21 protein-coding genes are annotated in these 23,175 nt (G+C 41.8%); 5 read left to right on the forward strand and 16 right to left on the reverse strand.

Going from position 1 to position 23,175, the window contains the following annotated elements; translation table 11 throughout:
- Nucleotides 1-49: 49 nt before the first annotated feature.
- Together B9Y81_RS01840 and B9Y81_RS01845 are read left to right on the forward strand one after the other, a co-directional pair.
- A complete protein-coding gene (locus B9Y81_RS01840; protein ID WP_085535284.1) occupies nucleotides 50-1,849 on the forward strand; it encodes a LysM peptidoglycan-binding domain-containing protein in 1,800 nt (599 codons plus the stop codon).
- Nucleotides 1,846-2,517, forward strand: coding sequence for a porin family protein (locus B9Y81_RS01845; RefSeq protein WP_085535285.1), 672 nt, complete (start codon nucleotides 1,846-1,848; stop codon nucleotides 2,515-2,517). The genes B9Y81_RS01840 and B9Y81_RS01845 overlap by 4 nt, the downstream gene beginning before the upstream one ends.
- An 80-nt stretch (nucleotides 2,518-2,597) precedes the next feature.
- Here the strand turns inward: B9Y81_RS01845 and B9Y81_RS01850 are convergent, their stop codons facing one another.
- Nucleotides 2,598-3,617: a branched-chain amino acid aminotransferase gene (locus tag B9Y81_RS01850; RefSeq protein WP_085535286.1), complete on the reverse strand. Its 1,020-nt coding sequence runs from the start codon at nucleotides 3,615-3,617 to the stop codon at nucleotides 2,598-2,600.
- A gap of 85 nt (nucleotides 3,618-3,702) precedes the next feature.
- Here B9Y81_RS01850 and B9Y81_RS01855 point away from each other — a divergent pair, with 85 nt between their 5' ends.
- The gene (locus B9Y81_RS01855) at nucleotides 3,703-4,653 is read left to right on the forward strand and encodes a methylenetetrahydrofolate reductase (protein ID WP_085535287.1); all 951 of its coding nucleotides are present in this window, start codon (nucleotides 3,703-3,705) and stop codon (nucleotides 4,651-4,653) included.
- 189 nt (nucleotides 4,654-4,842) lie between these two features.
- Here B9Y81_RS01855 and B9Y81_RS01860 read toward each other — a convergent pair whose 3' ends face one another.
- Nucleotides 4,843-6,570 carry a tetratricopeptide repeat-containing S1 family peptidase gene (locus B9Y81_RS01860; RefSeq protein ID WP_085535288.1) on the reverse strand — a complete coding sequence of 576 codons (1,728 nt, stop codon included), beginning with the start codon at nucleotides 6,568-6,570 and terminating at the stop codon, nucleotides 4,843-4,845.
- Between the two features lie 137 nt (nucleotides 6,571-6,707).
- Here B9Y81_RS01860 and B9Y81_RS01865 point away from each other — a divergent pair, with 137 nt between their 5' ends.
- On the forward strand, nucleotides 6,708-7,034 hold the full coding sequence (locus tag B9Y81_RS01865) for a cupin domain-containing protein (RefSeq protein WP_085535289.1): 327 nt from the start codon (nucleotides 6,708-6,710) through the stop codon (nucleotides 7,032-7,034).
- Nucleotides 7,035-7,110: 76 nt separating this feature from the next.
- Here B9Y81_RS01865 and metH read toward each other — a convergent pair whose 3' ends face one another.
- The 8 genes from metH to B9Y81_RS01905 all read right to left on the reverse strand — a co-directional run bounded on the left by metH (nucleotide 7,111) and on the right by B9Y81_RS01905 (nucleotide 16,308).
- Nucleotides 7,111-10,812, reverse strand: coding sequence for a methionine synthase (gene metH / locus B9Y81_RS01870; RefSeq protein ID WP_085535290.1), 3,702 nt, complete (start codon nucleotides 10,810-10,812; stop codon nucleotides 7,111-7,113).
- The gene (locus B9Y81_RS01875; protein WP_085535291.1) at nucleotides 10,805-11,755 is read right to left on the reverse strand and encodes a nucleoside recognition domain-containing protein; all 951 of its coding nucleotides are present in this window, start codon (nucleotides 11,753-11,755) and stop codon (nucleotides 10,805-10,807) included. The genes metH and B9Y81_RS01875 overlap by 8 nt, the downstream gene beginning before the upstream one ends.
- A 3-nt stretch (nucleotides 11,756-11,758) precedes the next feature.
- Nucleotides 11,759-12,220: an SsrA-binding protein SmpB gene (gene smpB / locus B9Y81_RS01880; protein ID WP_085535292.1), complete on the reverse strand. Its 462-nt coding sequence runs from the start codon at nucleotides 12,218-12,220 to the stop codon at nucleotides 11,759-11,761.
- A 13-nt stretch (nucleotides 12,221-12,233) separates the two neighbouring features.
- Nucleotides 12,234-12,803, reverse strand: a complete 570-nt coding sequence (locus B9Y81_RS01885) for a Yip1 family protein (RefSeq protein WP_085535293.1) — start codon at nucleotides 12,801-12,803, stop codon at nucleotides 12,234-12,236.
- 18 nt (nucleotides 12,804-12,821) lie between these two features.
- Nucleotides 12,822-13,580, reverse strand: coding sequence for a BFO_2992 family lipoprotein (locus tag B9Y81_RS01890; protein WP_085535294.1), 759 nt, complete (start codon nucleotides 13,578-13,580; stop codon nucleotides 12,822-12,824).
- Nucleotides 13,581-13,703: 123 nt separating this feature from the next.
- A complete protein-coding gene (locus B9Y81_RS01895; protein WP_085535295.1) occupies nucleotides 13,704-14,498 on the reverse strand; it encodes a BFO_2992 family lipoprotein in 795 nt (264 codons plus the stop codon).
- 40 nt (nucleotides 14,499-14,538) lie between these two features.
- The gene (locus tag B9Y81_RS01900; RefSeq protein ID WP_085535296.1) at nucleotides 14,539-15,777 is read right to left on the reverse strand and encodes a porin family protein; all 1,239 of its coding nucleotides are present in this window, start codon (nucleotides 15,775-15,777) and stop codon (nucleotides 14,539-14,541) included.
- Nucleotides 15,778-15,780: 3 nt separating this feature from the next.
- A complete protein-coding gene (locus B9Y81_RS01905; RefSeq protein WP_085535297.1) occupies nucleotides 15,781-16,308 on the reverse strand; it encodes an RNA polymerase sigma factor in 528 nt (175 codons plus the stop codon).
- Nucleotides 16,309-16,484: 176 nt separating this feature from the next.
- On the opposite strand from B9Y81_RS01905, the gene B9Y81_RS01910 reads away from it, so the two are divergent.
- Nucleotides 16,485-16,721 (forward strand): hypothetical protein, encoded by a 237-nt coding sequence (locus tag B9Y81_RS01910; RefSeq protein WP_085535298.1) that lies wholly within the window; start codon nucleotides 16,485-16,487, stop codon nucleotides 16,719-16,721.
- Between the two features lie 53 nt (nucleotides 16,722-16,774).
- Here B9Y81_RS01910 and B9Y81_RS01915 read toward each other — a convergent pair whose 3' ends face one another.
- The 6 genes from B9Y81_RS01915 to trxB all read right to left on the reverse strand — a co-directional run bounded on the left by B9Y81_RS01915 (nucleotide 16,775) and on the right by trxB (nucleotide 23,165).
- On the reverse strand, nucleotides 16,775-17,092 hold the full coding sequence (locus B9Y81_RS01915; RefSeq protein ID WP_085535299.1) for a cation transporter: 318 nt from the start codon (nucleotides 17,090-17,092) through the stop codon (nucleotides 16,775-16,777).
- Nucleotides 17,093-17,113: 21 nt separating this feature from the next.
- Nucleotides 17,114-19,339 carry a TonB-dependent receptor gene (locus tag B9Y81_RS01920; RefSeq protein WP_085535300.1) on the reverse strand — a complete coding sequence of 742 codons (2,226 nt, stop codon included), beginning with the start codon at nucleotides 19,337-19,339 and terminating at the stop codon, nucleotides 17,114-17,116.
- Nucleotides 19,340-19,427: 88 nt separating this feature from the next.
- Nucleotides 19,428-19,883, reverse strand: a complete 456-nt coding sequence (locus B9Y81_RS01925; protein ID WP_085535301.1) for a hypothetical protein — start codon at nucleotides 19,881-19,883, stop codon at nucleotides 19,428-19,430.
- A gap of 69 nt (nucleotides 19,884-19,952) precedes the next feature.
- Nucleotides 19,953-21,428 (reverse strand): glycoside hydrolase family 10-like protein, encoded by a 1,476-nt coding sequence (locus B9Y81_RS01930; protein WP_245832380.1) that lies wholly within the window; start codon nucleotides 21,426-21,428, stop codon nucleotides 19,953-19,955.
- Nucleotides 21,429-21,445: 17 nt separating this feature from the next.
- A complete protein-coding gene (locus B9Y81_RS01935) occupies nucleotides 21,446-22,210 on the reverse strand; it encodes a glycerophosphodiester phosphodiesterase family protein (RefSeq protein ID WP_176221439.1) in 765 nt (254 codons plus the stop codon).
- Nucleotides 22,211-22,223: 13 nt separating this feature from the next.
- Nucleotides 22,224-23,165: a thioredoxin-disulfide reductase gene (gene trxB, locus B9Y81_RS01940; RefSeq protein ID WP_085535304.1), complete on the reverse strand. Its 942-nt coding sequence runs from the start codon at nucleotides 23,163-23,165 to the stop codon at nucleotides 22,224-22,226.
- Nucleotides 23,166-23,175: the final 10 nt, after the last annotated feature.

A 23,175-nucleotide genomic window follows, 5' to 3' on the forward strand; every position in this document is an offset into this window, starting at 1 on the left:
ATTTTATATGGACTTACACTATCTTTGCCTTAAATAATCCTTTCAGCAAATGAACAAGATACGTATAAATATACTCTTATTTTTATTAAGTTTATCTCTGCACTCCGGCTATTCCCAACAGGATAAACCGGTCTCTAATAACAACGTTTCGCAAAGTAATATATTTCATCACACCATTGAACGTGGAGAAACTGTTTATTCCATCGCCACCATGTATGGGGTAAGCGAGAGCGATATTTACAAGCTAAATCCGGGCAGTCAGGAATCAATAAAAGCCGGTGCGATACTTATTATTCCTCAAAAGGAAGCCTCTTCCAAATCCGACATTAAGCCCGACGATGTTTATACCTATCACACCATTCAACCCAAAGAAACGCTCTATTCCTTAACGGTAAAATACAATATTCCGGCAACAAACATCGTCAAGGCTAATCCGGGACTTTCCGTAGAAACGTTTACCATTGGCAAAATTATCCGGATACCGCCGATCAGTATTGACGATCTGCCTACCACAGAGATAAAAACAATTACAAAAGAAATTGAATACCGCGTTCAGCGGAAAGAAACCATGTACAGTATATGCCGGAAGTTCAATGTTTCCAGCACGGAACTTACCGAGAGGAACCCACGACTGAAAAATGGTGTTAAAGCAGGCATGATATTAAAAATCCCTGTACAGGCTGAAGAAACCGTAGTGAGCACCCTTACTCCTCCCCGGGAAAAAGAGGTGAATGCTTTACTTACCGCTCCTAAAACGATAGACCGTGTCAATATGGTAAAGGTTGCCCTTTTGCTTCCTTTCAAAGCGAATGAAAGTGTACGTACCGACGCGTCGCTCCGTTTTATTGAATATTACGAAGGTTTGCTGTTAGCCATTGATAGCCTGAAGAATAACGGCGTATCGATTATGCTTTCCGTTTACGACACAGAATCGGGAACAAAAAAAACAAAGGAAATCCTTAAAAACAATGAGCTGAAAGAGGCTAACTTAATTATAGGAGCCGTGCAGAATGACCAGATCGCGCTGATTGCCGAATTTGCGAAAAAGCATGACATCAAGTACATCATTCCTTTTAATTCAAGAAATGACGATGTGCTTTCCAACGCATCTGTTTTTCAGGTAAACACACCGCATTCGTATATTTACGCAAAAGCTGCCCAGCTATGTAACAGACAATTTGCTGATGCCAATATTATTCTGGTTAATACGCACGATAAAGACAATAAAACAGATTACATCAAAACATTGAAAGCGGAGTTGGATTCGCGTAACAGATCGTACGTTGATTGCAACTGGAAACAGGAAACTTTTTCTTCTGATATTACCGCGTTGCTCGACAGCACGAAACGAAATGTGGTGATACCCTATTCCGGTTCACTCGACGCGTTAAACAAAATAAGAACAAGCCTCAGGAGCATTGCGGATGAAAAACCGCAATATGGTTTGACGCTATACGGTTATCCTGAATGGCAAACCTACACACGGGATTGTTTAGACGACTTTTTCGCACTGAACACACATATCTATTCCTATTTTTACGCAGATAATCTGTCTCCGGACATTCATGATTTTTACGTAAGATACAAAACCTGGTTTTCGAAACCGCTGATCAACTCTTTCCCTAAATACGGAATACTTGGATTTGACACGGGCATGTATTTCTTCTCCGCGTTGAATAAATACGGGACTAATTTTGAAGACCATCTGCCCAAGATCAGGTACAAAAGCCTACAGACCAACTTCGATTTTCATCGGGTTAATAACTGGGGAGGTTTCATAAACACGCACTTATTCCTGGTGCATTACAAGAAAGATTTTTCAATAAGTCGTGAAGATGTAGAACTATGAAAAACAAGATCATACTTATCCTTTTCGGGGTGTTAGCACTCGCAATTGCTCAGGCGCAAACCCCATTCAAACAGGAACTTTATATCGGAGCATCGTTCGGAACGAATTTTTCGTCCATTTCTTTTGCTCCGAAAGTAAAAACAAAACAGTTAATGGGCTTTACCGGAGGGATCATGGCGCGATGGAACACGGAGAATCACATCGGGTTGCAAGCGGAAATTAATTACAGCCAAAACGGTTGGGATGAAGATTTCGAAGATTTTCCGGATAAAGACTACCAATACACCCGCACGCTCAATTACCTGGAACTGCCTTTTCTTACACATATTTATTTCGGAGGTAAAAGAGCTCGTTTCTTTATTAACTTGGGGCCCAAAATAAGTTATTTACTGAGCGAAAGCACTTCTCAACGTATTGATGAGGCTGCTATAGAAGGTTTGGTTACCAAACAGCATAATTTACCGGTACAGTATAACTTCTCCTGGGGACTTTGTGGAGGTCCGGGGTTTGAATTAAGAACGGGCGTGGGCACCTTCAGTCTGGAAGGGCGTTATTATTACGGGTTGGGCGATATCTTCAGCAACAGCAAAGGCGACGTTGACTACTTTGCCAAATCATCTCCCCAAGTACTGAGTGTTAAGCTGGCCTATCTTTTCCCTATTTTCTGATCGACAGGCAACACCATAAAAAAACGAGGATGCGCTATTCATTTTAGCCCATCCTCGTTTTTTTATTCTATACTGTTTTTCTATTCAATAATTCTCACCCAACCATGAACATCCGGTTCATCGCCATACTGAATACCGCGAAGTTTATTATATAAACGTTCGCATATTGGCCCGGGGTTTCCTTCTTTAGAATAAACATAGGATTTGTTTTCATCCAGATCGTCGATTTGCGAGATCGGAGCAATCACTGCCGCTGTTCCACATTCGGCAGCCTCGTCAAAAGTAGATAACTCTTCAATCGGAACCGGGCGACGCTCTACGGTAAGCCCCATATCCTGAGCAATCTGTATTAAACTCATATTTGTGATAGACGGTAATATGGAAAGAGACGCCGGCGTAATATAGCTGTTTCCACGTATACCGAAGAAATTGGCCGGTCCGCACTCATCAATATATTTCTTTTCCTTCGGATCAAGGTAAAGAACAGCCGCATAGCCTCCTTTGCGTGCCTTATCTCCGGCAACCATGCTGGCGGCGTAGTTTCCACCCACCTTAATTGTGCCTGTGCCATGAGGTGCGGCACGGTCATAATTGCGCATAATACATACAGGAGATGTTTTAAACCCACCTTTAAAATAGGGGCCTACGGGTGTTACAAATACAACGAACAGATACTCATCGGCAGGCTTAACACCAACCTGCGCTCCCGTACCGATTAATAACGGGCGAATGTACAAAGAAGAACCACTTTCATAGGGGGGAATAAAGCGTTCGTTTAGTTTCACAACTTTTCGCACAGCTTCTTCAAAAATCTCTACAGGCAATTCAGCCATCATAATGCCACGACTTGACGACTGCATACGTTTTGCGTTTTCGTCCATACGGAAGACACGAATCTTCCCATCCTTGCCTCTAAAAGCCTTTAATCCCTCAAAAGCTTCCTGTCCATAATGAAGGCAGGTAGCGGCCATGTGGATATTGATTATTTCGGAGGATGAAACTTCCAGTTCTCCCCATTTTCCATTACGATAACAACACCGCACATTGTAGTCAGTCTTCATATATCCGAATGACAGATCAGACCAGTTAACATTTTCCATATCTCATCGTTCTATGATTTAACATTTACAAATGTACGCTATTTAGAAGTATAATCGTTACATTTGCCTGAAAATTTATTAGAATATGAAAGTAATTGAGCTTATAAATAACAGCAAAAAAACAGCGTTTTCGTTCGAAATACTCCCGCCCTTGAAAGGCAACAGCATCCAGAAAGTTTACAATGTAATTGATAAATTACTGGAATTTGATCCCAAATATGTCAATATCACTTCACATCACAGTGAAAATATATACAAAACACTTCCCGACCATACCATTCAGCGCGTAAACGTGCGTAAACGCCCCGGTTCGGTAGCTATCGCGTCTGCCATACAGAACAAATACAAGATACCGGCTATTCCGCATATAATTTGCAAGGGGTTTACCAAAGACGAAACGGAATATGCGTTGATCGACCTGAATTTTCTGGGTGTTTACAACCTGCTTTTACTGCGGGGAGATATAAAAACACTTGAGCCGACAACCGACCCTAATTTATATCACAACTATGCCACAGAGCTTCAGGAGCAGGTAAACAATTTCAATCGGGGCATCGCGGTGGATGGTTCGGCATTCGAAGCCAACGAAACACCTTTTTCCTACGGAATGGCTTGCTATCCGGAAAAGCATGAGGAAGCGCCCAATATGGATTCTGATATTTTCTATGCTAAAGAAAAAGTGCGTAACGGGGCGGACTATCTCGTAACACAAATGTTTTTCGACAATCAGAAATACTTCGATTTCGTAGAGCGCCTTCGCTCAGAAGGAATTACCATACCGATTATTCCGGGAGTCAAACCGATTGTGTTTCAGAATCAACTAACCGTATTGCCACGTATATTCAGATCAGACATTCCGGAACCGTTGGCCGGCGAACTAAGAAAATGCAAGAACGACGATGAAGCAAAGGCGGTAGGTGTTGAATGGGGAATTCAACAATGCAAAGAACTGATTGCGTATGGCGTTCCGAGCATCCACTTCTACTCGATGATGGCAACAGAGAGCGTTAGACAAATCGCAAAAGAGATTTATTAGGAGTAAAACACACTTTCGAAAAGGGGAAAATCAGGCTTTTTCGGCCAAAAAATAGCGTTGATAATCAACGCATAAAACACCCCGAAAAATACATCCTTTATTTTTAAAAAGATATCCTTTATTTTTGGAAAAATAAAGGATATCTTTTTTTTTATATAGTATTATAATTTTTTCATTGAGAACGTGCCCTTACTTGCAATGCTCACGGATCAGTCGGTTTGCTAACGGATCGCCTAATTCTTTGGCTTTATTGAAAACTTCACAAGCTTCATTTTTCTTGTTTTGACGAACTAAGCAAATTCCTTTCAAACGGTAGCAAGAACCAAAATCGGGTGCTAAAGCCAATGCTTTTTCCAAACTCTCCAACGCTTTGGTATAATCTTCCATACGGATATAAACAGAGGCCTCTTCCGCCAAATGATCAGGAGAAGGCTGTAAACGGATGGCTTCCTGAATATCGGCCAATGCGCCGGTTAAATCGCCGGCACGGAATTTCGCTTGTTCACGGTAATAGTAGAAAGGCGCCTCTACCCTACCTCCTACGGCTTGATAATACAAATCATAATCTGCTATTGCTTCCTGATACATCATTAACTGCATCTTCCACTCTACCCGTTCAAGCAGGTAAGTTGCCGCGGCAGCACCGGGAGGAGTTCCGGTTTTCTCTATCGCTTTATCCAGCAAGGCAATCACATCTCCTATATTAAAGCCTGTCGTGTTTTCTTTTGCCTTTGCAGCCATATAATAGGATTCGGCAGTAGCCATTTCCGATTCATTTATCTTCATGTAGGCATCATAAGCCTCTCCGAACTTCTGCTGATAAAAACAGATATCCCCTTGCAACTGGCGGTAAGCGGTCATATCTTCCTGGGCAATAGCCTCATTAACGGCTTGCAAGGCTGCATCCATGGTCCATTCCGGTTTAGCTATCGTTGTGTCCATCGCTACAATATCAAATATAAGTTTCGCCCGGTTGAAGTGAACCTCTCCCGGTTTTTCAGCATAACGAGCGGCCGTATTTATATCTTCCAATGCCTTATCCAGATAAATTGATTCCTCAGACTGAGAAGCGGCTAATGCTTTCCGGTTTGCTGCATAGTGAGAAGCTCTGTTTGTATAGCCATCAGGTGAAGAAGGGAAAAACGTGATGAAATCGTTTAATGTTTCAAGATATTGTTGCGGTGTTTGCATGGTGCGTACTAAAAACAAAGCAACTACCGCCTGATCCACACTTTCCGGCCATGCTTTTTTTATCGCTATCTTATTATAGGTAGAGCCTAATAGATCTGTGGAAGAAACGCGTAGATTTTGCACATAACCGGCAGAAACGGCATACGATTCTTCATTCTTACCCGAAGCATCTTCCTGTGCCAAACCAAGAACCTCACCGGTTGCCAATAGCACAGGAGAATTCACTTCCTGAGTAGTCAGCGGAAATGACACCTTATAATAACCATACGAGTCTTTCAATTTGCTCACTTCACTAATTTGTCCTTCCTTGAATTCTATTTTTTTATCCGTAGAGAAAGGCATCAGATAAACCGGATTTCCAACCACTGCCGGTTCTTTTGCTAAAGGAAGAAAAGCAACCTTTTTGGATGTAGTTGCCTGCATACGAATCACATCATACATTTCGTCGGCTCCCCATATACGGTCAATCGGATAGGTTTTTCCGTCAACATCAATGGCCTGTGCTTTCGCGGCTCCTTTCAGTAACGAATAAGAGGCAAGGATTTCACCATTTTCCGAAACAAAAAAACCGGTTCCGGAATGTAATTGTCGGTTATCATTATCGAATGTAGTAATTTTCACAACTGCCTTACGGCTTTTATCCATCCATTTAGGAGCTTTTCCCTGAGCGGAAACGCCCAGCACTAAAGACATAAGAAACAGGACAGAAAGGATCAGTTTATTCATGGTCGTTAACTTTCAATTTTTCGTAATGCTCGCAAAGTTAATTATTTAATTAAAAAGGATGTAACAATAGATACAAATTCAAGACGCCAAAAGGTATTATCTTTATCGTAAATATTAATAGATAAAACATTAAGACTATGAATGAACTGTTTAGCAAAGGAACTATCCTAAAATTAGACGAAATGATAGATTACTCTAAAGGTGGAGTAATTAGTAAACAAATATTGAAGAATGCGGCAGGAAATATCACCTTATTCTCCTTCGACGAAGGACAGGGATTAACAGAACATACCGCTCCTTTCGATGCTATGGTGCAAGTTCTCGAAGGTGAGGTAGAAATCCGCATCGGTGGCAAGCCCAATTTATTGAAACAGGGCGAAACAATCATCATGCCTGCCAACATTCCACATGCGCTTCAGGCTGTAAAGCCTTTTAAAATGTTGCTGACAATGATAAAAGGGTAACAAGCGTATAGAAATGTAAAAGCCCGTCATTCCGATTAAGACCGGAATGACGGGCTTTTGGTATATTTCAAACCAATTAGGCTAAAGGAACATTGCGGCTCAACAAACGTTTTGTTTGTTCAATTGTATAACCCCGACGAGACGCATATTCTTTCAACTGCTCTTCGTCTATTGTTCCGATCATAAAATATTGTGACTCGGGATGGGCAAAATATAAACCGCTAACCGTAGCAGTTGGAAGCATAGCTCCGTTTTCTGTTAATGTCACTCCAATACGAGACATATCCAGCAGTTCGTCTAACAAATGATTTTGCAACTGATCCGGGAGGGAAGGATATCCTACCGCAGGACGAATACCTTGATACTTCACCCGGAACAGATCAGGAATGGTCAGCTCCTCATCAGCGGCATAGCCCCAAAATTCTTTACGTACCTTTTCGTGTAGGTACTCGGCTACAGCTTCAGCCAAACGGTCTGTTAAACTTTGCAATAACATCGCGCTGTATGTATCTCCTTCCGCCTCAAATTCCGCCTGAAGTTTGTCGGCTCCGGCACCTGCCGTCACAACGAAAGCTCCAACGTAATCCGTTCGTCCTTCTGAAGCCGGCATTACATAATCAGCCAAAGACTTATAATCTTCCCGATCTTTCTTTTTCGCTTGCTGCCGAAGTACAGGTATTTCCATATCGCCCAAACGAATCATATCATGCTCACTCGACGCAGGAAAGAAACCGTAGATCGCCCGACAGTAATCAACCTTCATCAGTACTAAACGGTCAAGCAACTTCTTTACATCAGTAAACAATTTCATTCCTTCCTCAGCTTTTTCTCTTTCCTTGCCTTCAAATTTATTCAGCCACTCCGCACGACAAGCATCGCAATCGTGCAAATAAGCTAATTCGGCATACCGTCCGCTTAATCGCCAGGCGCTGAAAAAGAAATTCCAGTGTACATATGGAATAATATCTTCTAACGGAATAGCAGGAATAACATGCACACCCATCTGATTTGGTTTCACCGGATTATAAGCAGACCAGTCAATCTTTTGAGGCAACGATCTTGCTTCCGAAAGTGGGATAAGCTCTTCTTTCTTATCTTGCAACGATGCTCTTAACGTCTCGTATTCCTTTTTTATAGACTCGGTATATTCTTCCCGTGTATCCGGATTTAGTAGTTTAGCGGCAACCAAAGGATTTTGAGAAGCATCCAATAAATGAATAACAGGATGATCGTAATGAGGAGCGATCTTCACTGCTGTATGCAGTTTAGATGTTGTGGCTCCTCCTACCATAATAGGAACGGAAAGACCTGCTTTTTGCATTTCTTTCGCCACATGTGCCATTTCTTCCAAGGAAGGAGTAATCAATCCGGATAGACTTACAAAGTCCGGTTTTTCTTCTATCACCTTCTTTATTATTGTTTCCGCAGGCACCATAACACCAAGATCTATAACCTCGTAGTTATTGCATGCCAAAACGATTGAAACGATATTCTTTCCAATATCATGCACATCTCCTTTCACGGTAGCAAAGACCGTTTTCCCGGCTTTTACACTTCCTCCCACAGTCTTTTCCGCCTCAATGGCAGGTTGAAGAATTGCTACTGCCTTTTTCATCGTACGAGCGGTTTTCACCACCTGAGGTAAAAACATTTTTCCGGCACCAAACAGATCGCCGACCTTATTCATGCCGTTCATTAACGGACCGTCAATAATATTTACCGCACGTGGATAGGTTTCTAAAGCTTCTTTGAGGTCTTCTTCAAGATGATCTCCCACTCCCTTTATCAGTGCATATTCCAGACGTTCGTCTAATGAGAGTTCTCTCCAAATTTCGTGCCGTTCTTCCGCTACACCGTTTTTTTCCTGATGAAGATTCTGAGCGAACACAATCAGTTCTTCGGCGGCTTCCGGCCTACGGGCAAGAATTACATCTTCTACAAGTTTACGGAATTCGGGTTCTATATCGTCGTATATCACAGCACCGGACGGATTCACAATTCCCATATCCATACCTTTGGCTATAGCATGATAAAGGAATACAGAGTGCATCACTTCACGCACATAATCATTTCCACGGAATGAGAAAGATAGATTACTTACTCCACCGCTCACTTTAGCACCGGGGAGGTTCTTTTTAATCCATTCTGTAGCCTGAATAAAATCTAAGCCATACCCGTTGTGCTCTTCTATACCTGTGGCAATGGCTAATATATTCGGATCAAAAATAATATCCTGAGGGTTAAAACCTGCTTTATCAACTAACAAACGATACGCCCGTTCGCAGACTTCTATTTTACGCTGAAAAACATCTGCTTGCCCCACTTCATCAAATGCCATCACAACAACAGCAGCTCCTAACTGCTTTACACGCCTGGCATGAGAAAGAAACTCTTCTTCTCCTTCCTTCAAACTGATCGAGTTTACAATACTCTTTCCTTGCAAACACATCAAGCCTTGTTCAATAACACTCCATTTGGAAGAATCGACCATAACAGGAACCCGGGCTATATCCGGCTCAGAAGCCATCATGTTAAGGAAGGTCACCATTTCTTTTTCGGTGTTGAGCATACCGTCGTCCATGTTTACGTCGATCACCTGGGCACCGTCTTCAACCTGCTTTCTCGCTATTGTTAGTGCTTCTTCGTAATTTCCTTCCTTGATCAGGCGAAGAAACTTACGTGATCCGGCCACATTACAACGTTCACCTATATTGACAAAGTTATTCTCCGGCTTAACTTCCAACAGTTCCATGCCGGATAGCCACAAACAATCCGGTTTTTTGGCAGGCGTATGGGGTGTAGCCCCTTTTATCATGGCTGGATATTTTCCAATATGCGCAGGCGTTGTTCCACAACAACCTCCGATAATATTTACCAGTCCCTCTTCGATGAAGGCGCTTACATGTCCTTCCATTGTTTCGGGAGTTTCATCATATTCACCGAAACTATTCGGCAGACCGGCATTCGGATAGGCACTGATAAAATAAGGAGCCTTCTGAGCTAATTCTTGCAAATAAGGCTTCATATCTGAAGCTCCGAACGAACAATTCAAGCCAATACTGACAATTTGTGTATGTTGAACTGACGCCAGAAAAGCTTCCAGTGTCTGACCGGAAAAAGTGCGTCCACCTTGGGCTGCCAAAGTCAACGAAAGCATGATCGGTAGCTCTTTCCCCTTTTCTTTCAGGGCAACTTCCGCCGCCTCGAGTCCGGCCTTTACGTTCAGTGTATCGAAAGTCGTTTCAAACAAAAGAATATCTACCCCTCCGTCTATCAAAGCTTCTGCTTGCTCTTTATAGGATTCGTACAAGTCGGTATAAGTGACTGCCCGATAAGCAGGATTACTTACATCCGGACTCATAGAAGCAGTCTTGTTTGTCGGTCCGATTGAGCCGGCCACAAAAATTTCGCGACCGGGATATTCTGCCATATACGTATCGGCTACTTCTCTTGCCAAAGTAGCCGCAGCTATATTCATTTCGCGGACATACTCCTGCATGGAATAGTCTGCCATCGATATTTTAGTCGCGTTAAAAGTATTCGTTGCAAAAATATCAGCTCCTGCGTCAAGATACTGACGATGGATATTTTTAATAACGTCAGGGCGAGTTAAGCAAAGCAGATCATTATTCCCCTTCAAAGAAGTAGGGTAATCCGCGAAACGCTCTCCTCTATAATCTTCTTCCTTCAGTTTAAACCCCTGGATCATGGTCCCCATGCCACCGTCCAGAATCAATATACGCTCTTTTAATAACTCTATAAATCTTTTCTTATTCATAAGAATGTTTAAGCTTACTCATTTTAAAATAATCATAGCCTCTGCGAAGCCATACAACGGCTACCGCAAAAAGAAGCCGTGTAATAATAATCCATAAAATAGGAATTCCTATTGCCACAAAAATAAGCGTATCTTCCAATAAGGAGTGCGATATCGCCAGATGTATGTTCAGAAGCCTGCCGGATTCCCGTGTGAGCTTCTTTTCTTCCATTTGTTCAACCATAATTCCACCTCCGTAAGCCAAGCCCACCAGATTTCCGACTAACCAGGAAAACGCCGTGTCTTTGGGCAATCCGAACACAGTCATGAAGGGAGACAAAAAAGAGGATATACGGTTCAACAAGTTAAATTCTACAAGCAAATAATGCAACAACATTAAGGCAGTAACGATAACCGTAATTGTCAATACGACCTGCAACGATGACGTAAACCACAAAAGAAACACTTGCGATAGAGATTCACAAACCTCCGCGCTCTGCGTTGTCGCAACTACGCCCCAGCCTTCCTGCGGCATAATCCAGTTGAGCGTAAAAGCAATAACAAAGCTCATAAAAATGCGCAATGTTGTTATTCCCCAGAAGGATGATCCTGTTTTTGCCTGAATCGACGATTCTACAATCAAATTATGTGCCAACAAACACATCAGCGCGAGAATCGTTGCCTCACGTACCCCCAAAGACATCGAAGTGATCAATGCGATCGGAGCATACAAAGGCGTGAAGAGACTTGTGATAAACACAATAGCAGTCTCTCCCGGCAATCCTATCAGTGAAAACACGGGATAAAAAAATTCGGAAATCGCACCCAATACACCGGAATACTGCAACAACCTCACCAGAAGAGAGATCGGCAGAATTATTTTAAACAACCACAGGCATGTTTTTCCCGCCTTGGGTAACGCTTTTTTAACACAAGACCAAATTCTGTCAATAACCTTGTTCATTTTTCACCGTTTAAAGGCCCGGTCCATTTCCCGCTTATCATCACGAGCTTTAATAGAATCTCTTTTATCGTATTCTTTTTTACCTTTTGCAATAGCTATCACCACCTTTGCCAACCCTTTATTGTTGATAAACATACGAGTGGGTATGATGGTAAATCCATTATTTTTTGCTGCCGTTTCAATCTTTCGCAATTCTTTTTTTGTCAGCAGCAATTTACGATCCCGACGCGCCGAATGATTATTGTATGTACCATAGAAGTATTCCGCTATATACATATTTTTCACCCATAGCTCACCTCTTTCGATCAAGCAAAAGGTATCAACTAAACTTGCCTTTCCCAGACGGATAGATTTAATTTCTGTTCCTGTCAGTACAATTCCGGCAGTAAAGCTGTCGAGCAGTTCATAGTCGAAGGTTGCCCGTTTATTTTTTATCAATATATTATTGCTGATCTTTTCTTTCATTACTTTTTTTCAATCAAAAGCGAAGTCCGGGCATCAACATCACCAGAATAATTTCTATTATCGCAGGTGTTAATAACACAACTGCCGACGAGATCCCGACAAACTTCATACGTTCATCATCTTGTACCTGCATATAAGGCGCCGCTCCTTCCCATATAATATACACCGTATAGAGCATAAATATTTTCAGGAAGAAAAATTCCGGCAATAGGGCTAAAACAATTGCCAACACAAACAATAATGCCGAAGAATAGCCCACAAACCGCTGGCATAGCTTAATATCTTTCTCACGCTTAAACACACCAACCCACAGTTCATTCAACACATAAGCACCTAAGAAAAATCCACCCAAAGCGGAAACCAGCGAATTGACAGAAGATTTAAGTGCCATCTCCACATCAAATTCTTTCCGGGTAAACAAAATACCTACAAACGCGGCAATGGCTACCAATGCAATCAATGGGTAGATATAGTTGGAAAAAAACTTTTCATTTTCTTCGGCTTGTTCTTCACTCAAATCCTCCCAGGCCTTGGCAGGTTGGGATATGAGGGCTATTACACATTTAAACACGTCTTTAAACATTCCGTCTGATCATTCGTTTTATTTCTTCGGCAATAAAATGGTGTATGTCCGCGATGCTTTCCACGCACCTGTCGAATCATTCTTCACGGCCGAAAGATAATTAATTCTAAAATTCAGGCTGTCTTTTCCTGCTGCTTGTTCTATCGGAGCTTGATAATGAATCAGCGAGTCTAAAGCCAAAACATTATACTTAATTTCTTTCTGTGTACTTGTCGAATCCCCTAAAATACGAAAATAAATGTCGTATATTCGACTTCCGTCCTTTTCTACTTCCGGTCCGCTTTCTTTATCGTATGAAAACTGCAACCCTTTTATATCAAACCGTATAGAATGGTCCGTAAATAAGAACAAATTGTCCTCCAACAAAACGCTCTTCTCATAAATGTTTGTAATCGTTTTTTCGGTCCAGACCACCTTGCTGGTATCAGAAAGAGCCGGGTACAACGGATTTTTTGCTAATTGGGTAAGATTCGAAATTTCTCCTGTGTAATAATCAACAACAACACTATCTTTAATGTTTTGCGCGTCAGAATAATCCAACACAAAGTCTGCCAACAGGCAATCGCCCACTTCCAGATTAGGGTTGGTCTCTAAGTTTTCCGCATGGATCATATCGCCCCCCTTAAGCAACAATGCTTTTTTACCATCCGAAGCCAGCTTCAGAACGGCCGGCTGAGCAGCCAACGTTATCCGATTGCCCCCATCATCTAAGCACGAAACAGCCAACAAAGGCAATAACAGCAAAAGCAATCCGTATATTTTTTTTTCAATTCTCATTATTCTTGCATTAAGTGATCACACTATTTTAAAAAGTTGACTACAAAGTTAATAAAAAAGAGAACAACCGGATAATCGGTTATTCTCTTTTCTTTATTTGCGCTATGAAATATCAGTCTTAAATCACTCTTCTTCCTTTGGGAACGTATAAGTCATAATGTCTGACGCTTTCCAGTTTATCTGGGTGCTGTCTTTAGTAAAGGAATTAGCAAAATTGATTCTATACTTTAAAGACTTTTTGCTGTCTTGTTCTTCTTTGTACTGAAAATCCTGAATGAATCTGTTCATATCAAACGCATTGATCAGTTGTTGAGTAGACGAAATCGATTTATCTCCTTCGGTTTTAATTACACGAAGAAACAAATTATACACTTTGTCGCCATTCACCGTTTCCGGTTCCTGATCTCTGTTGTAAGACAAACGGAGCTCTTGTTTCTGATCTTTGAAATAATTTTCGTGTATCGTACTTAAAAAAAGCATGTTAATGTTCTTATCTGTCAATATACCCGTATTACTCATATCAATAGACATGGTCGTCATTTCGTTTTGAATGATAGTTGCCGTGTCATCCACGAATGAATTTGCGTATCCTTTGGGAATATCAGCATATTGAGTAACACTTACCGTATAGTATCCGTTTGCAGCAAGAGATTCGCTGGAGTTTTCCGGAATATCACTATTCAATGTATAATAAAAAACACAACAGTCATTAATTTCAATTTCAGTTTTATTGAATGCATTAGCAACCTCAACAGCATAGAAAGGTACTCCCCCTGTTTTAATAACCGGCTTAAAGGTTTCTGAATAACCTATTACTCCATATCCGACACCACTTCTCTCATTACTTCCTCCGTCCAGACAAGAGGTCATCAACAAAGCACATACAGCCAGCAGGCTGCCTAAAAAAAGTTTCTTCATTTGTTTTTAAAATTTATTCGTTAATATATTTTTCGTTTTATCAGAATCCTAAACGTAATCCGAAACTCAGATTGACATTGAATGGTTTATCCGAATGAATTGTTTCTATCGTGCTGCCGTTATCGAAATAATACCCGGCGCCAACCTCTACAAAAGCATTTAAATAACGCCACAGCGGGTAGCTCACACCGGTACCGGCATTTACAGACCAATACAATTCTTTCATCCTCAGGTCATTTTTTTCAGGAGTACCCATCATCTGGTCTTTTGCATATTTGATCTCCTTAACCGATCCGGCAACATTTAATTCCGGCTTAATGCCTGCTGAGGCGTACCACATAAAGTTATTCCATTCGGCTATTTTATAAGCTAAAGAAACGGGTAAACCGATAAAGTGCAAGCGTTGTTCTGTTTTAGAGTTGTAAGTACCGTTCGTTTTCCAGTCTGACGACAGATAAGAATAGCTGACTCCGGCCATCAAAAACCATCGTGGAGACAGCATATAGCTTGCCGACAGTCCAACCGAAACGGGCTGACGATGCTTGATGTCGGTTTTGGGTGTTTCGCCGAATTTATCGGTAACGGAGTTTAAAAAATCTAACTGGGGGCTTTCCATCGTGGTGTTCCGGAAAGCATACATACTGGCAGCGTCGTTCGAACCGGCAGTAAAACTACCTGCTCCCATGCCAAAGTTCCAACGTTTCAGTTTTTCCTTCTTTTTTTCAGGTTCGTTATCCAGCAAAGGTGCGGCAACTGCCTCCTCTTCTAAATCCCCTATTTGGAATGTTTCGGTTTCCGTAGTTGCTGCATGCTCTTCATGCTGTATGTCTGCTTCATCCGCCATTGCTCTCAACGTATCTTCAATCGGCTGAACCATTTCGGCAGCTGCCGACTGAACAACCGCTCTTCTTAAAACAGGTGCTTGTTCTTCTCTGACCTGAGCAATCGCGGCAGAAACCGGTTCAGTAATCACTGAAACGGGCTGTTCCTGCTCTTGGAGGGCAGACTTTATCTCTTCGGTTTTCTGTTCGAGCTCCTGAACTAAAACAGGATCGACCGTTTCATTCTGAAGAAAATAAACCGTACCACTCAAAACGAGAAGAGCAATAGCGGCAGCGGCACTAAACCACTTCCGCCTTGTTGACGCGGAAATCGAAAAGCGTTGCTTTGGAAGGCGCTCTTCTATCTTATCCCAAACATCATCAGGTAGAGCATCCGATTCAAAATCATATAATTTCGAACGGAACAAATCATCTATTTTATCTCTATCTTCTTTCATTTTTCAATGCAATGCATTAACCTTTTTTTGTAACATTTGTCTTGCTCTTGTAAATTGAGAACGAGAGGTACTCTCCGTTATATTCAGCATATCGCCTATCTCTTTATGAGAATAACCCTCAATCGCGAACAAGTTAAAAACAGTCCGGAAACCCGGTGGAAGCTCTTGTACTAACATCATCAATTCATTGGCAGTCATAGCTGAAATCACCGAACTGTCGGGTTGAATTAATTCCGCCGTATTATCCAAATCAGTAGCCTCACGCAATACATCCGATTTTCGCAAATACTCTAATGCCGTGTTTACAAAGATTTTACGAACCCAGCCTTCAAAAGATCCTATTCCGGAATAAGACTCCAAACTCTGAAAGACCTTTACAAAACCATCCTGCAACAAATCAGAGGCAGTTTCTTTATCGTTCACATAACGATAGCAAACCCCCATCATCTTGCGTGCAAACCGGTCGTATAATTCCTTCTGGCCGATCCTATTTCCCTTCCTACAACTCTCTATTAGTTGCTGTTCGTCCATCTAATCCTTTTTCTACTTCCCCACATTAGAGAGATGTATATCCTTAAGACGTATAGAGTTCATTAAACGCTGCATATTATTTCTGTTTTTTTTAAATGAATACATCTCAACATCGTACAAAACAAAACAAAGCCCCTGATACAGAGGCTTTGCAAATATAAAGAAAGATTCAATACTTGTCTAAAAACAAATTAGTTAATCTAATTCAAAAAAAAGAGGCTAACCGTTTCTTATTTTTATACGATACAAAGCAAACGGCACTTCGCAATTTTAAGTTAAAAACAGGTGAAATCGTCGTTTTTTTTGCAAAACTAAATCACGCTGATTTTCAACACATAAAAAGAGAGCAAAAACATAAAGGTTATTTTTTCAAACATAAAGGTTATTTTTTGAAAAATAAAGGATGTGCTTAAAAAAATAAAGGATGTGTTTTTTGGGGTATAGAACCACATAAAAAATTAACATTTCATTTTTTGTCTTTATCCGCTCCTTCTGTTACCACAGCCTCCATTCCTATTTTCTTGAAAGCAGCGGCCAATTGCTCCGGGGTCGTTTTCGACGTATTGTAAGTCACCTTGGCGGTTCTATCCGACAAATCGCATCTCAAATCGGAAACGCCTTTTTCAAATGCAATGTTTTTTTCTACTTTCTTCACACAGTTCTGACATTCCATTTCTTCTACATAGAATGTAACCGTTTCTTTTTTCTTTTTGGGTTTGTCTTGTGCAAAGGCAATCGAACAAGCACACATAACACAAACCAACGCTACCATTAATCGTTTCATACTGTTTTATTTTAAAGGTTATTAATCTCTGCTTATATTAAACCGGAACCCGATATACACTTTGCGTCCGTGAACGGGGCCCCACACCATCGTTCCGTCAAAATTATCTCCTCGCGGATTGTGGGCATCAATAATCGGATTCTTCATTTCAAAATCAAATAAGTTTTCCGATCCCAAATACACAGACCAGGTACGGAAATAGCGGGTTATTTGCGCATTTACAATCGTAAACGGATCAAACGTTTTATCCCAAAGCGGATTTACGGCATCGGCCTGAGGCATACGCCCACCTCCGTTGAATTGCCCGGTGAGGTCGACCTGCCATTTTTTCAAAGGCGATTGGTAAGACGCGGTTAAAAGTCCTTTATAGTCACTAACCAACGGTTTCTTCAGGCGATAAGTTTCTCCCGCCGCATTTTGGAAATCGGTCTTGGCATCCGTATACCGGTAGGCGGCTGTCAACGTAAAGCCACGGAAAAACGGATACGTAGCTTCTATCTGGAAGCTATTTGAATACGACCGGCCATCCAGATTATAAAAACTTACGGCGTGAGGATCACTATCTACATCTACAACCACCTGATTTATAAAGTCGGTGTAATACCACTCCCCATTCAAAGTCAGTTCTTTTCCAAACAGAGGTACGTAAAACGACAAGTTCAGTCCGGTATTCCATGCTTCTTCCTGCTTGAGGTTATCAGCGATAATCATCTTCCTACTGCTTGAAAGCAGGAAATTGTTTTCTGCCAAAACGTTTGCCGTTCGAAATCCCTTACCCGCCGAAGCACGTACGTGAAACCAATCAAACGGATTATACTTAACATGTACGCGAGGGGTAACAAAGAAGTCGTAAAGCGAACTATAGTCGGCCCTTACGCCTCCCAGCAAGATTAATTTATCATTCAGATTGTATGTATATTGCACATAAGCACCGGGCACGGTTTCTTTCCGGTTATAAGGCGTACGTACACCGGCAAGTGTTATGTTTTCGTCAAAACCATCATGATTCAGACTAAGCCCCGTGCTTAGACTATGCTCCTTAGAGAACTCCTTCTCATACATCAAACTGGCGTACAGGTTCTTTTGGTATATATTATAGGGTGATTTATCGTAATCGGACAGTTGCTGATGGTACGAGCCCGAAAGTATAAGGGCTACACTTTCCACTTTCTCTGGATTTAGGATAAATGCTTGCTTGGTAAATAATTCTGCGCGGTTCGTGTTGAAGTGAATGCGATAAGGGTCGTGTATCTCGCCTTGATCGGAATGATTAATTTGTCCTCCGGTTCTATCTTCGTGCAGGTATCTCACCCCATATTGAGACACATAATTGCCGGAAGAATAACTCCATCTGTTCATCAAATTCACTTGCTCTTTTAAGGGCATATCCAAAAATCCGTCGCCATTGCGGTCATGCTCGTTATTATCTTTTGAATAATGTACAAAAAGCCCTGTCGATAGTTTATCGTTGATATGCCAGGACGCATCAGCGTTCGCTTCATAGCGTTCGGCATCACTAATAAACAGGTTTGCCGAAAAGATATCCGCCGTAGGAGGTTTCTTAAATTCCACATTGATTTGTCCGGCCAATGCCTCATAACCGTTCTTTACAGACGATGTTCCTTTAGAAACCTGAATACTTTCCATCCATGTGCCCGGAACATAATCAAGCCCATACAAAGAAGCTGCCCCTCTGAAGTTGGGATAGTTCTCAGTAAGCATCTGCACATACGTGCCGGAAAGTCCCAACAATTTGATTTGACGCGCACCGGTAGCCGCATCCGCGTAAGAAACATCTACCGAAGGGTTTGTTTCAAAACTTTCCGCCAGGTTACAACAAGCGGCTCTGCATAACTCATCGTAAGTTATTTTCTGCGTTTGCAACACGCTTGTACGCGAAGCAATCGTTCCTGCCCGTCGTTCGCTAACCACCACTTCCTGAAGTTCGATTTCTCCTTTGAGGCTTATTTCAATTTTCTGATCCGCATCTCCCACGTCTACAGTAGCCGGAGTATAACCGATATAGCTGGCTACCAGGCGTGCTTCTCCTCCTTCACGATTCAACTCAAAACGACCATCCAGGTCGGTTGTCGTTCCTTTCCGGCTTTTTTCCCAATACACATTAGCCCCTATCACAGGCTGATTGGATTTATCTAACACGCGACCGGTAATTTTCTTTCCAGCCAACACCGAGAAAGAAATAAATAACAGTAACAGAATAATACTTGATTGTCTTATTTTTAACATAGAAATACGTTTAATTTGATTTGGATTCGATACATACAATAATTCGGGATGTAAGCCTATTTACATCCTGAAAATCAAATTCCGCAAATCAAATTAAAAGCGTAGTAAGTAAGGTAAGATAAGTTCGGGGAAGTAAAGCAGAGGGAGGATCACCCTCTTCGATAAATACACCTGCCGATTGTTCCGAATCAGTCAGCAAGTAAGTGTACGATAAATGATACAAGGTATCGGTAATAAACGGCAGGATAGTCAGCGAACGTTCATTCTCAAGAGATGTCCATTCAAAGTTAACCCGTTCAACGCCACAATTATGAAGCCCACGCACCAACGAATAAGTTCCGGTTTCTTTAGCTTCTGCCTCTACCCGTTTGTCTTTTTTGTTTTTGTACGTATGTGTACTACAGCAGCTTTCAGATACAGCAGCACGAATACCTACTTTAGAGCATTCATTACAGCAATAAGTAACCCAATTCACACCGGCTCCACCGTAAAAAATTAATCCGGCGAGTAAAGAAATCAGTGTATATTTAAGTAGTTGCTTCATCCGAAACAAAAATACGGTTCTTTTAGTATACGAACGATATACTAAAACATTATTTAACGAAATATCCGGTTATTTGGAATAGTTAGAATAATAATAATACGTTTCCTTCGAGGGTATACCTTCAATGCGGTATTTAGAAGAAGCAGAAACCGAGAAGCTGAACTCCTGTTCGGTTGTTCCGTTCACGGGTAGATACAGCACGGTGCTTCTTACACCGGTTGCCAGAATTGATTGGGGAGATTCAGTCTGAAGAGTATCTGATTGTGAAAAATAAACAGTATAATAAGCAGCTTCACTTCCTTCGGGCTGTTCCCACGAAAGTTTCAGTTCATTACCGATCCGTTCTACTTTAATTTCGTCAGGAGAAACGGGTTGCTCGTTACTCAGCCAGGTCAGCGGGGGAAGCATGGCAGGGTATTTATAATAGGTATGCTTTAGTTCGCTAAATAATCCTTTATCATTATTCATTACATTATCGGCCCTGAAGTATGAGGCACCGTTTGCACCGAAACTCCTACTGTAATCTATCTGATCCGTCAAGTGATTCAGTTCCCAGTTACCCTCCGAATTCTCCATCCGGTAAGCACCAAGACCGGGCACGATGTATCGTCCATTCGAATTCTCCACCCAATTATCTACAAACGGAAAGAAATCATTATACAGATAGTACATCATAGGCACAATCATATCGTGCTTTCCATCCTGCAGCCATTTTCTCACATCCTGATAAACGCTTTCATAAGCAGTCCACCCTGCATTCGGATGCTTGGGTATACGACTAAACTTACCTAATGGCGAAGAGCTCACCTGCACCCAGGGTTTTAGTTTTTTCACATCATCATAGACTTCCGATACAAGAAGAGAAATATTATCTCTCCTCCATTCCGCAAGCGATTTATTTTTTCCGTATTTACGATGGACAGCTTTGTCGGGGAAGCGATGCGCCTGTTCCGGGTAGCGAATATAGTCGAAATGAATGCCATCGACTTCATAATTTGAGATTAGTTCCTTAACTAAGGAACGCAGATAAGTACGTGTTTCGGGCACTCCGGGATCAAGATACCATTCTCCGTTATGTCGTTTACACAACTCCGGGCGCCGCTTCACTATGGAGCGTTTTCCCTGTTCATTTACCGTTTTTTCCGCACCTACCGGAAAGGTCACAAACCATGCATGACATTCCATTCCTCGTTTATGACATTCTTCAATAGCAAAAGTTAGCGGATCATAACCGGGCATTACTCCATACTGCCCTGAAAACACTTTAGAAGCAGGTTCGATTGCGGAACGATAAATCACATCTCCCCGCAATCGTACCTGCAATAATATCATATTGAAATTAGCCTCCTGAAGACTATCCAGCAGCACACACAACTCCCGTTGTTGACGCTTGTATTCCATTTCGGTTTTAGCCGGGCGTTTCGGCCAATCTAATCCATAGATTGTTGTGAGCCATACCGCCCTGATTTCCGTTTTGGGAACTTCGGCATAGAGATTTAAAGATATAAAAGCACAAAACAAATACAAAAAAACTGATTTCCTCATCAGAAAAGCTGTCATTATTATTTTACAACATCCAATGCTACTTCCGGAGTATCTGTCGTTATAAAGTCAGCTCCATAATCCGCCATTTCTTTTATCGCGTCCGGCTCATTTACAGTCCAGACATTCGTTTTCAGGCCTAAAGCCTTACACGCTTCGAACCATTCCGGATTTTTTCTCATTACATTCACATGATAATCCAGACCGGCAAAACCTAATTCTTTCAGTTCGGCCGGTGCCAGTTCTCCGTTCAAATAAAAAACCGGTGTATGTGGAGAGATACGAATAAATTCTTTTCCGGCATCCAGATTAAAAGTGATATACTCCGTACGCTCCCCTAATCCCATCTTCTCAATCATCTCTACAGATTTACGGGCAGCCTCACGATTTCTTTCCGGAGTAGCATGCGATTTTAACTCAAAAATAAGTTTTAACCCATTCAGCTTCTTGCTTTTTTTCAGATAAGCTTCCAACGTGGGCATTTTTTCTCCGTTCAACAACCTCATTTTAGTCAGATCGGCATAATTCAAATCCTGAACACGCCTGCCATCGATCCTATCATCATGATATACCACTAAAACATTATCTGCTGTTAAATGAACATCAAATTCGGAGCCGTACACATTTATTTCATGTGCTTTTTCTAAGGCTTTCAGCGAATTCTGTGAGGAGGATTTCGTATTCCAGTAACCGCGGTGCGCGATTACCTGACTTTTGTTTTGCGCTGTAACAGAAAGTACCGTTACCAAACTGAGTACTAAAATGATCGTTTTCGGGAACTTCATCATACTTGTGGTTTTATTTTTGGTTCATTAAATAACGTTCGGCTTCGATAGCAGCCATACAGCCGGTTCCAGCGGCAGTTACAGCCTGACGATAATGAGGATCGGCCACATCACCGGCGGCAAACACACCCGGTACTTTTGTTTTCGGCGTTCCCGGTTCTACTTTTATGTATCCCACTTCATCCGTTTCAATCCAGGGTTTAAAAATATCAGAATTCGGTTTATGTCCGATAGCCAGAAAGAAGCCATCCACAGCAATATCAAGTTTTTCTTCATCCGCTTCTCCCAGACGTTTCACTAAATGCACCCCTTCAACTCCATTTTTTCCAAAAAGTCCGATTGCATTATGTTCAAACAGCACCTCTATATTCGGCGCATTCAGCACTCTGTCTTGCATTACTTTAGAAGCTCTCAAGAATGGCTTACGCACAATCAGGAATACTTTTTTAGCCAATCCTGACAGATAAAGGGCTTCTTCACAAGCGGTATCGCCACCACCTACTACAGCCACATCTTTCTTTCTGTAAAAGAATCCGTCACAGGTAGCACAGGCTGAAACACCCATTCCCGCGTATTTCTTCTCATCTTCCAATCCGAGATATTTTGCGGTAGCTCCGGTAGCAATAATCAGGGCATCTGCTTCAATCACCTTTTCATCGTCAATCGTCACTTTATAGGGCGCCTGAGATAAGTCAGTTTTAGTAGCCATTCCTATGCGGATATCAGCGCCAAAACGCTCTGCCTGCTTTTTCAGGTCTTCCATCATTTCCGGTCCTGTGATTCCTTGTGGATAACCGGGGAAATTCTCCACTTCAGTTGTTGTGGTTAACTGTCCACCGGGTTGCAATCCTTCATAAAGAACGGGTGCTAAATTAGCACGTGAAGCATAAATCGCAGCCGTATATCCGGCAGGTCCTGAGCCTACAATCAGGCAACGTACTTTTTCTGTTGTCATACTATCTGGT

It is taken from the genome of Massilibacteroides vaginae (assembly GCF_900178525.1).
GTDB lineage: Bacteria > Bacteroidota > Bacteroidia > Bacteroidales > Tannerellaceae > Massilibacteroides > Massilibacteroides vaginae.

Excerpts from the sequence above, each read along its gene's own strand:
- B9Y81_RS01845 (WP_085535285.1), top strand. The coding sequence starts at position 1,846 with ATGAAAAACAAGATCATACTTATCCTTTTCGGGGTGTTAGCACTCGCA.
- B9Y81_RS01935 (WP_176221439.1), bottom strand. The coding sequence starts at position 22,210 with ATGAAGTTCCCGAAAACGATCATTTTAGTACTCAGTTTGGTAACGGTA.
- B9Y81_RS01900 (WP_085535296.1), bottom strand. The coding sequence starts at position 15,777 with ATGAAAGAAGATAGAGATAAAATAGATGATTTGTTCCGTTCGAAATTA.
- B9Y81_RS01895 (WP_085535295.1), bottom strand. The coding sequence starts at position 14,498 with ATGAAGAAACTTTTTTTAGGCAGCCTGCTGGCTGTATGTGCTTTGTTG.
- B9Y81_RS01850 (WP_085535286.1), bottom strand. The coding sequence starts at position 3,617 with ATGGAAAATGTTAACTGGTCTGATCTGTCATTCGGATATATGAAGACT.
- B9Y81_RS01915 (WP_085535299.1), bottom strand. The coding sequence starts at position 17,092 with ATGAAACGATTAATGGTAGCGTTGGTTTGTGTTATGTGTGCTTGTTCG.
- smpB (WP_085535292.1), bottom strand. The coding sequence starts at position 12,220 with ATGAAAGAAAAGATCAGCAATAATATATTGATAAAAAATAAACGGGCA.
- B9Y81_RS01840 (WP_085535284.1), top strand. The coding sequence starts at position 50 with ATGAACAAGATACGTATAAATATACTCTTATTTTTATTAAGTTTATCT.
- trxB (WP_085535304.1), bottom strand. The coding sequence starts at position 23,165 with ATGACAACAGAAAAAGTACGTTGCCTGATTGTAGGCTCAGGACCTGCC.
- B9Y81_RS01925 (WP_085535301.1), bottom strand. The coding sequence starts at position 19,883 with ATGAAGCAACTACTTAAATATACACTGATTTCTTTACTCGCCGGATTA.
- B9Y81_RS01890 (WP_085535294.1), bottom strand. The coding sequence starts at position 13,580 with ATGAGAATTGAAAAAAAAATATACGGATTGCTTTTGCTGTTATTGCCT.
- B9Y81_RS01855 (WP_085535287.1), top strand. The coding sequence starts at position 3,703 with ATGAAAGTAATTGAGCTTATAAATAACAGCAAAAAAACAGCGTTTTCG.
- B9Y81_RS01875 (WP_085535291.1), bottom strand. The coding sequence starts at position 11,755 with ATGAACAAGGTTATTGACAGAATTTGGTCTTGTGTTAAAAAAGCGTTA.
- B9Y81_RS01885 (WP_085535293.1), bottom strand. The coding sequence starts at position 12,803 with ATGTTTAAAGACGTGTTTAAATGTGTAATAGCCCTCATATCCCAACCT.
- metH (WP_085535290.1), bottom strand. The coding sequence starts at position 10,812 with ATGAATAAGAAAAGATTTATAGAGTTATTAAAAGAGCGTATATTGATT.
- B9Y81_RS01865 (WP_085535289.1), top strand. The coding sequence starts at position 6,708 with ATGAATGAACTGTTTAGCAAAGGAACTATCCTAAAATTAGACGAAATG.
- B9Y81_RS01905 (WP_085535297.1), bottom strand. The coding sequence starts at position 16,308 with ATGGACGAACAGCAACTAATAGAGAGTTGTAGGAAGGGAAATAGGATC.
- B9Y81_RS01920 (WP_085535300.1), bottom strand. The coding sequence starts at position 19,339 with ATGTTAAAAATAAGACAATCAAGTATTATTCTGTTACTGTTATTTATT.
- B9Y81_RS01930 (WP_245832380.1), bottom strand. The coding sequence starts at position 21,428 with ATGAGGAAATCAGTTTTTTTGTATTTGTTTTGTGCTTTTATATCTTTA.
- B9Y81_RS01860 (WP_085535288.1), bottom strand. The coding sequence starts at position 6,570 with ATGAATAAACTGATCCTTTCTGTCCTGTTTCTTATGTCTTTAGTGCTG.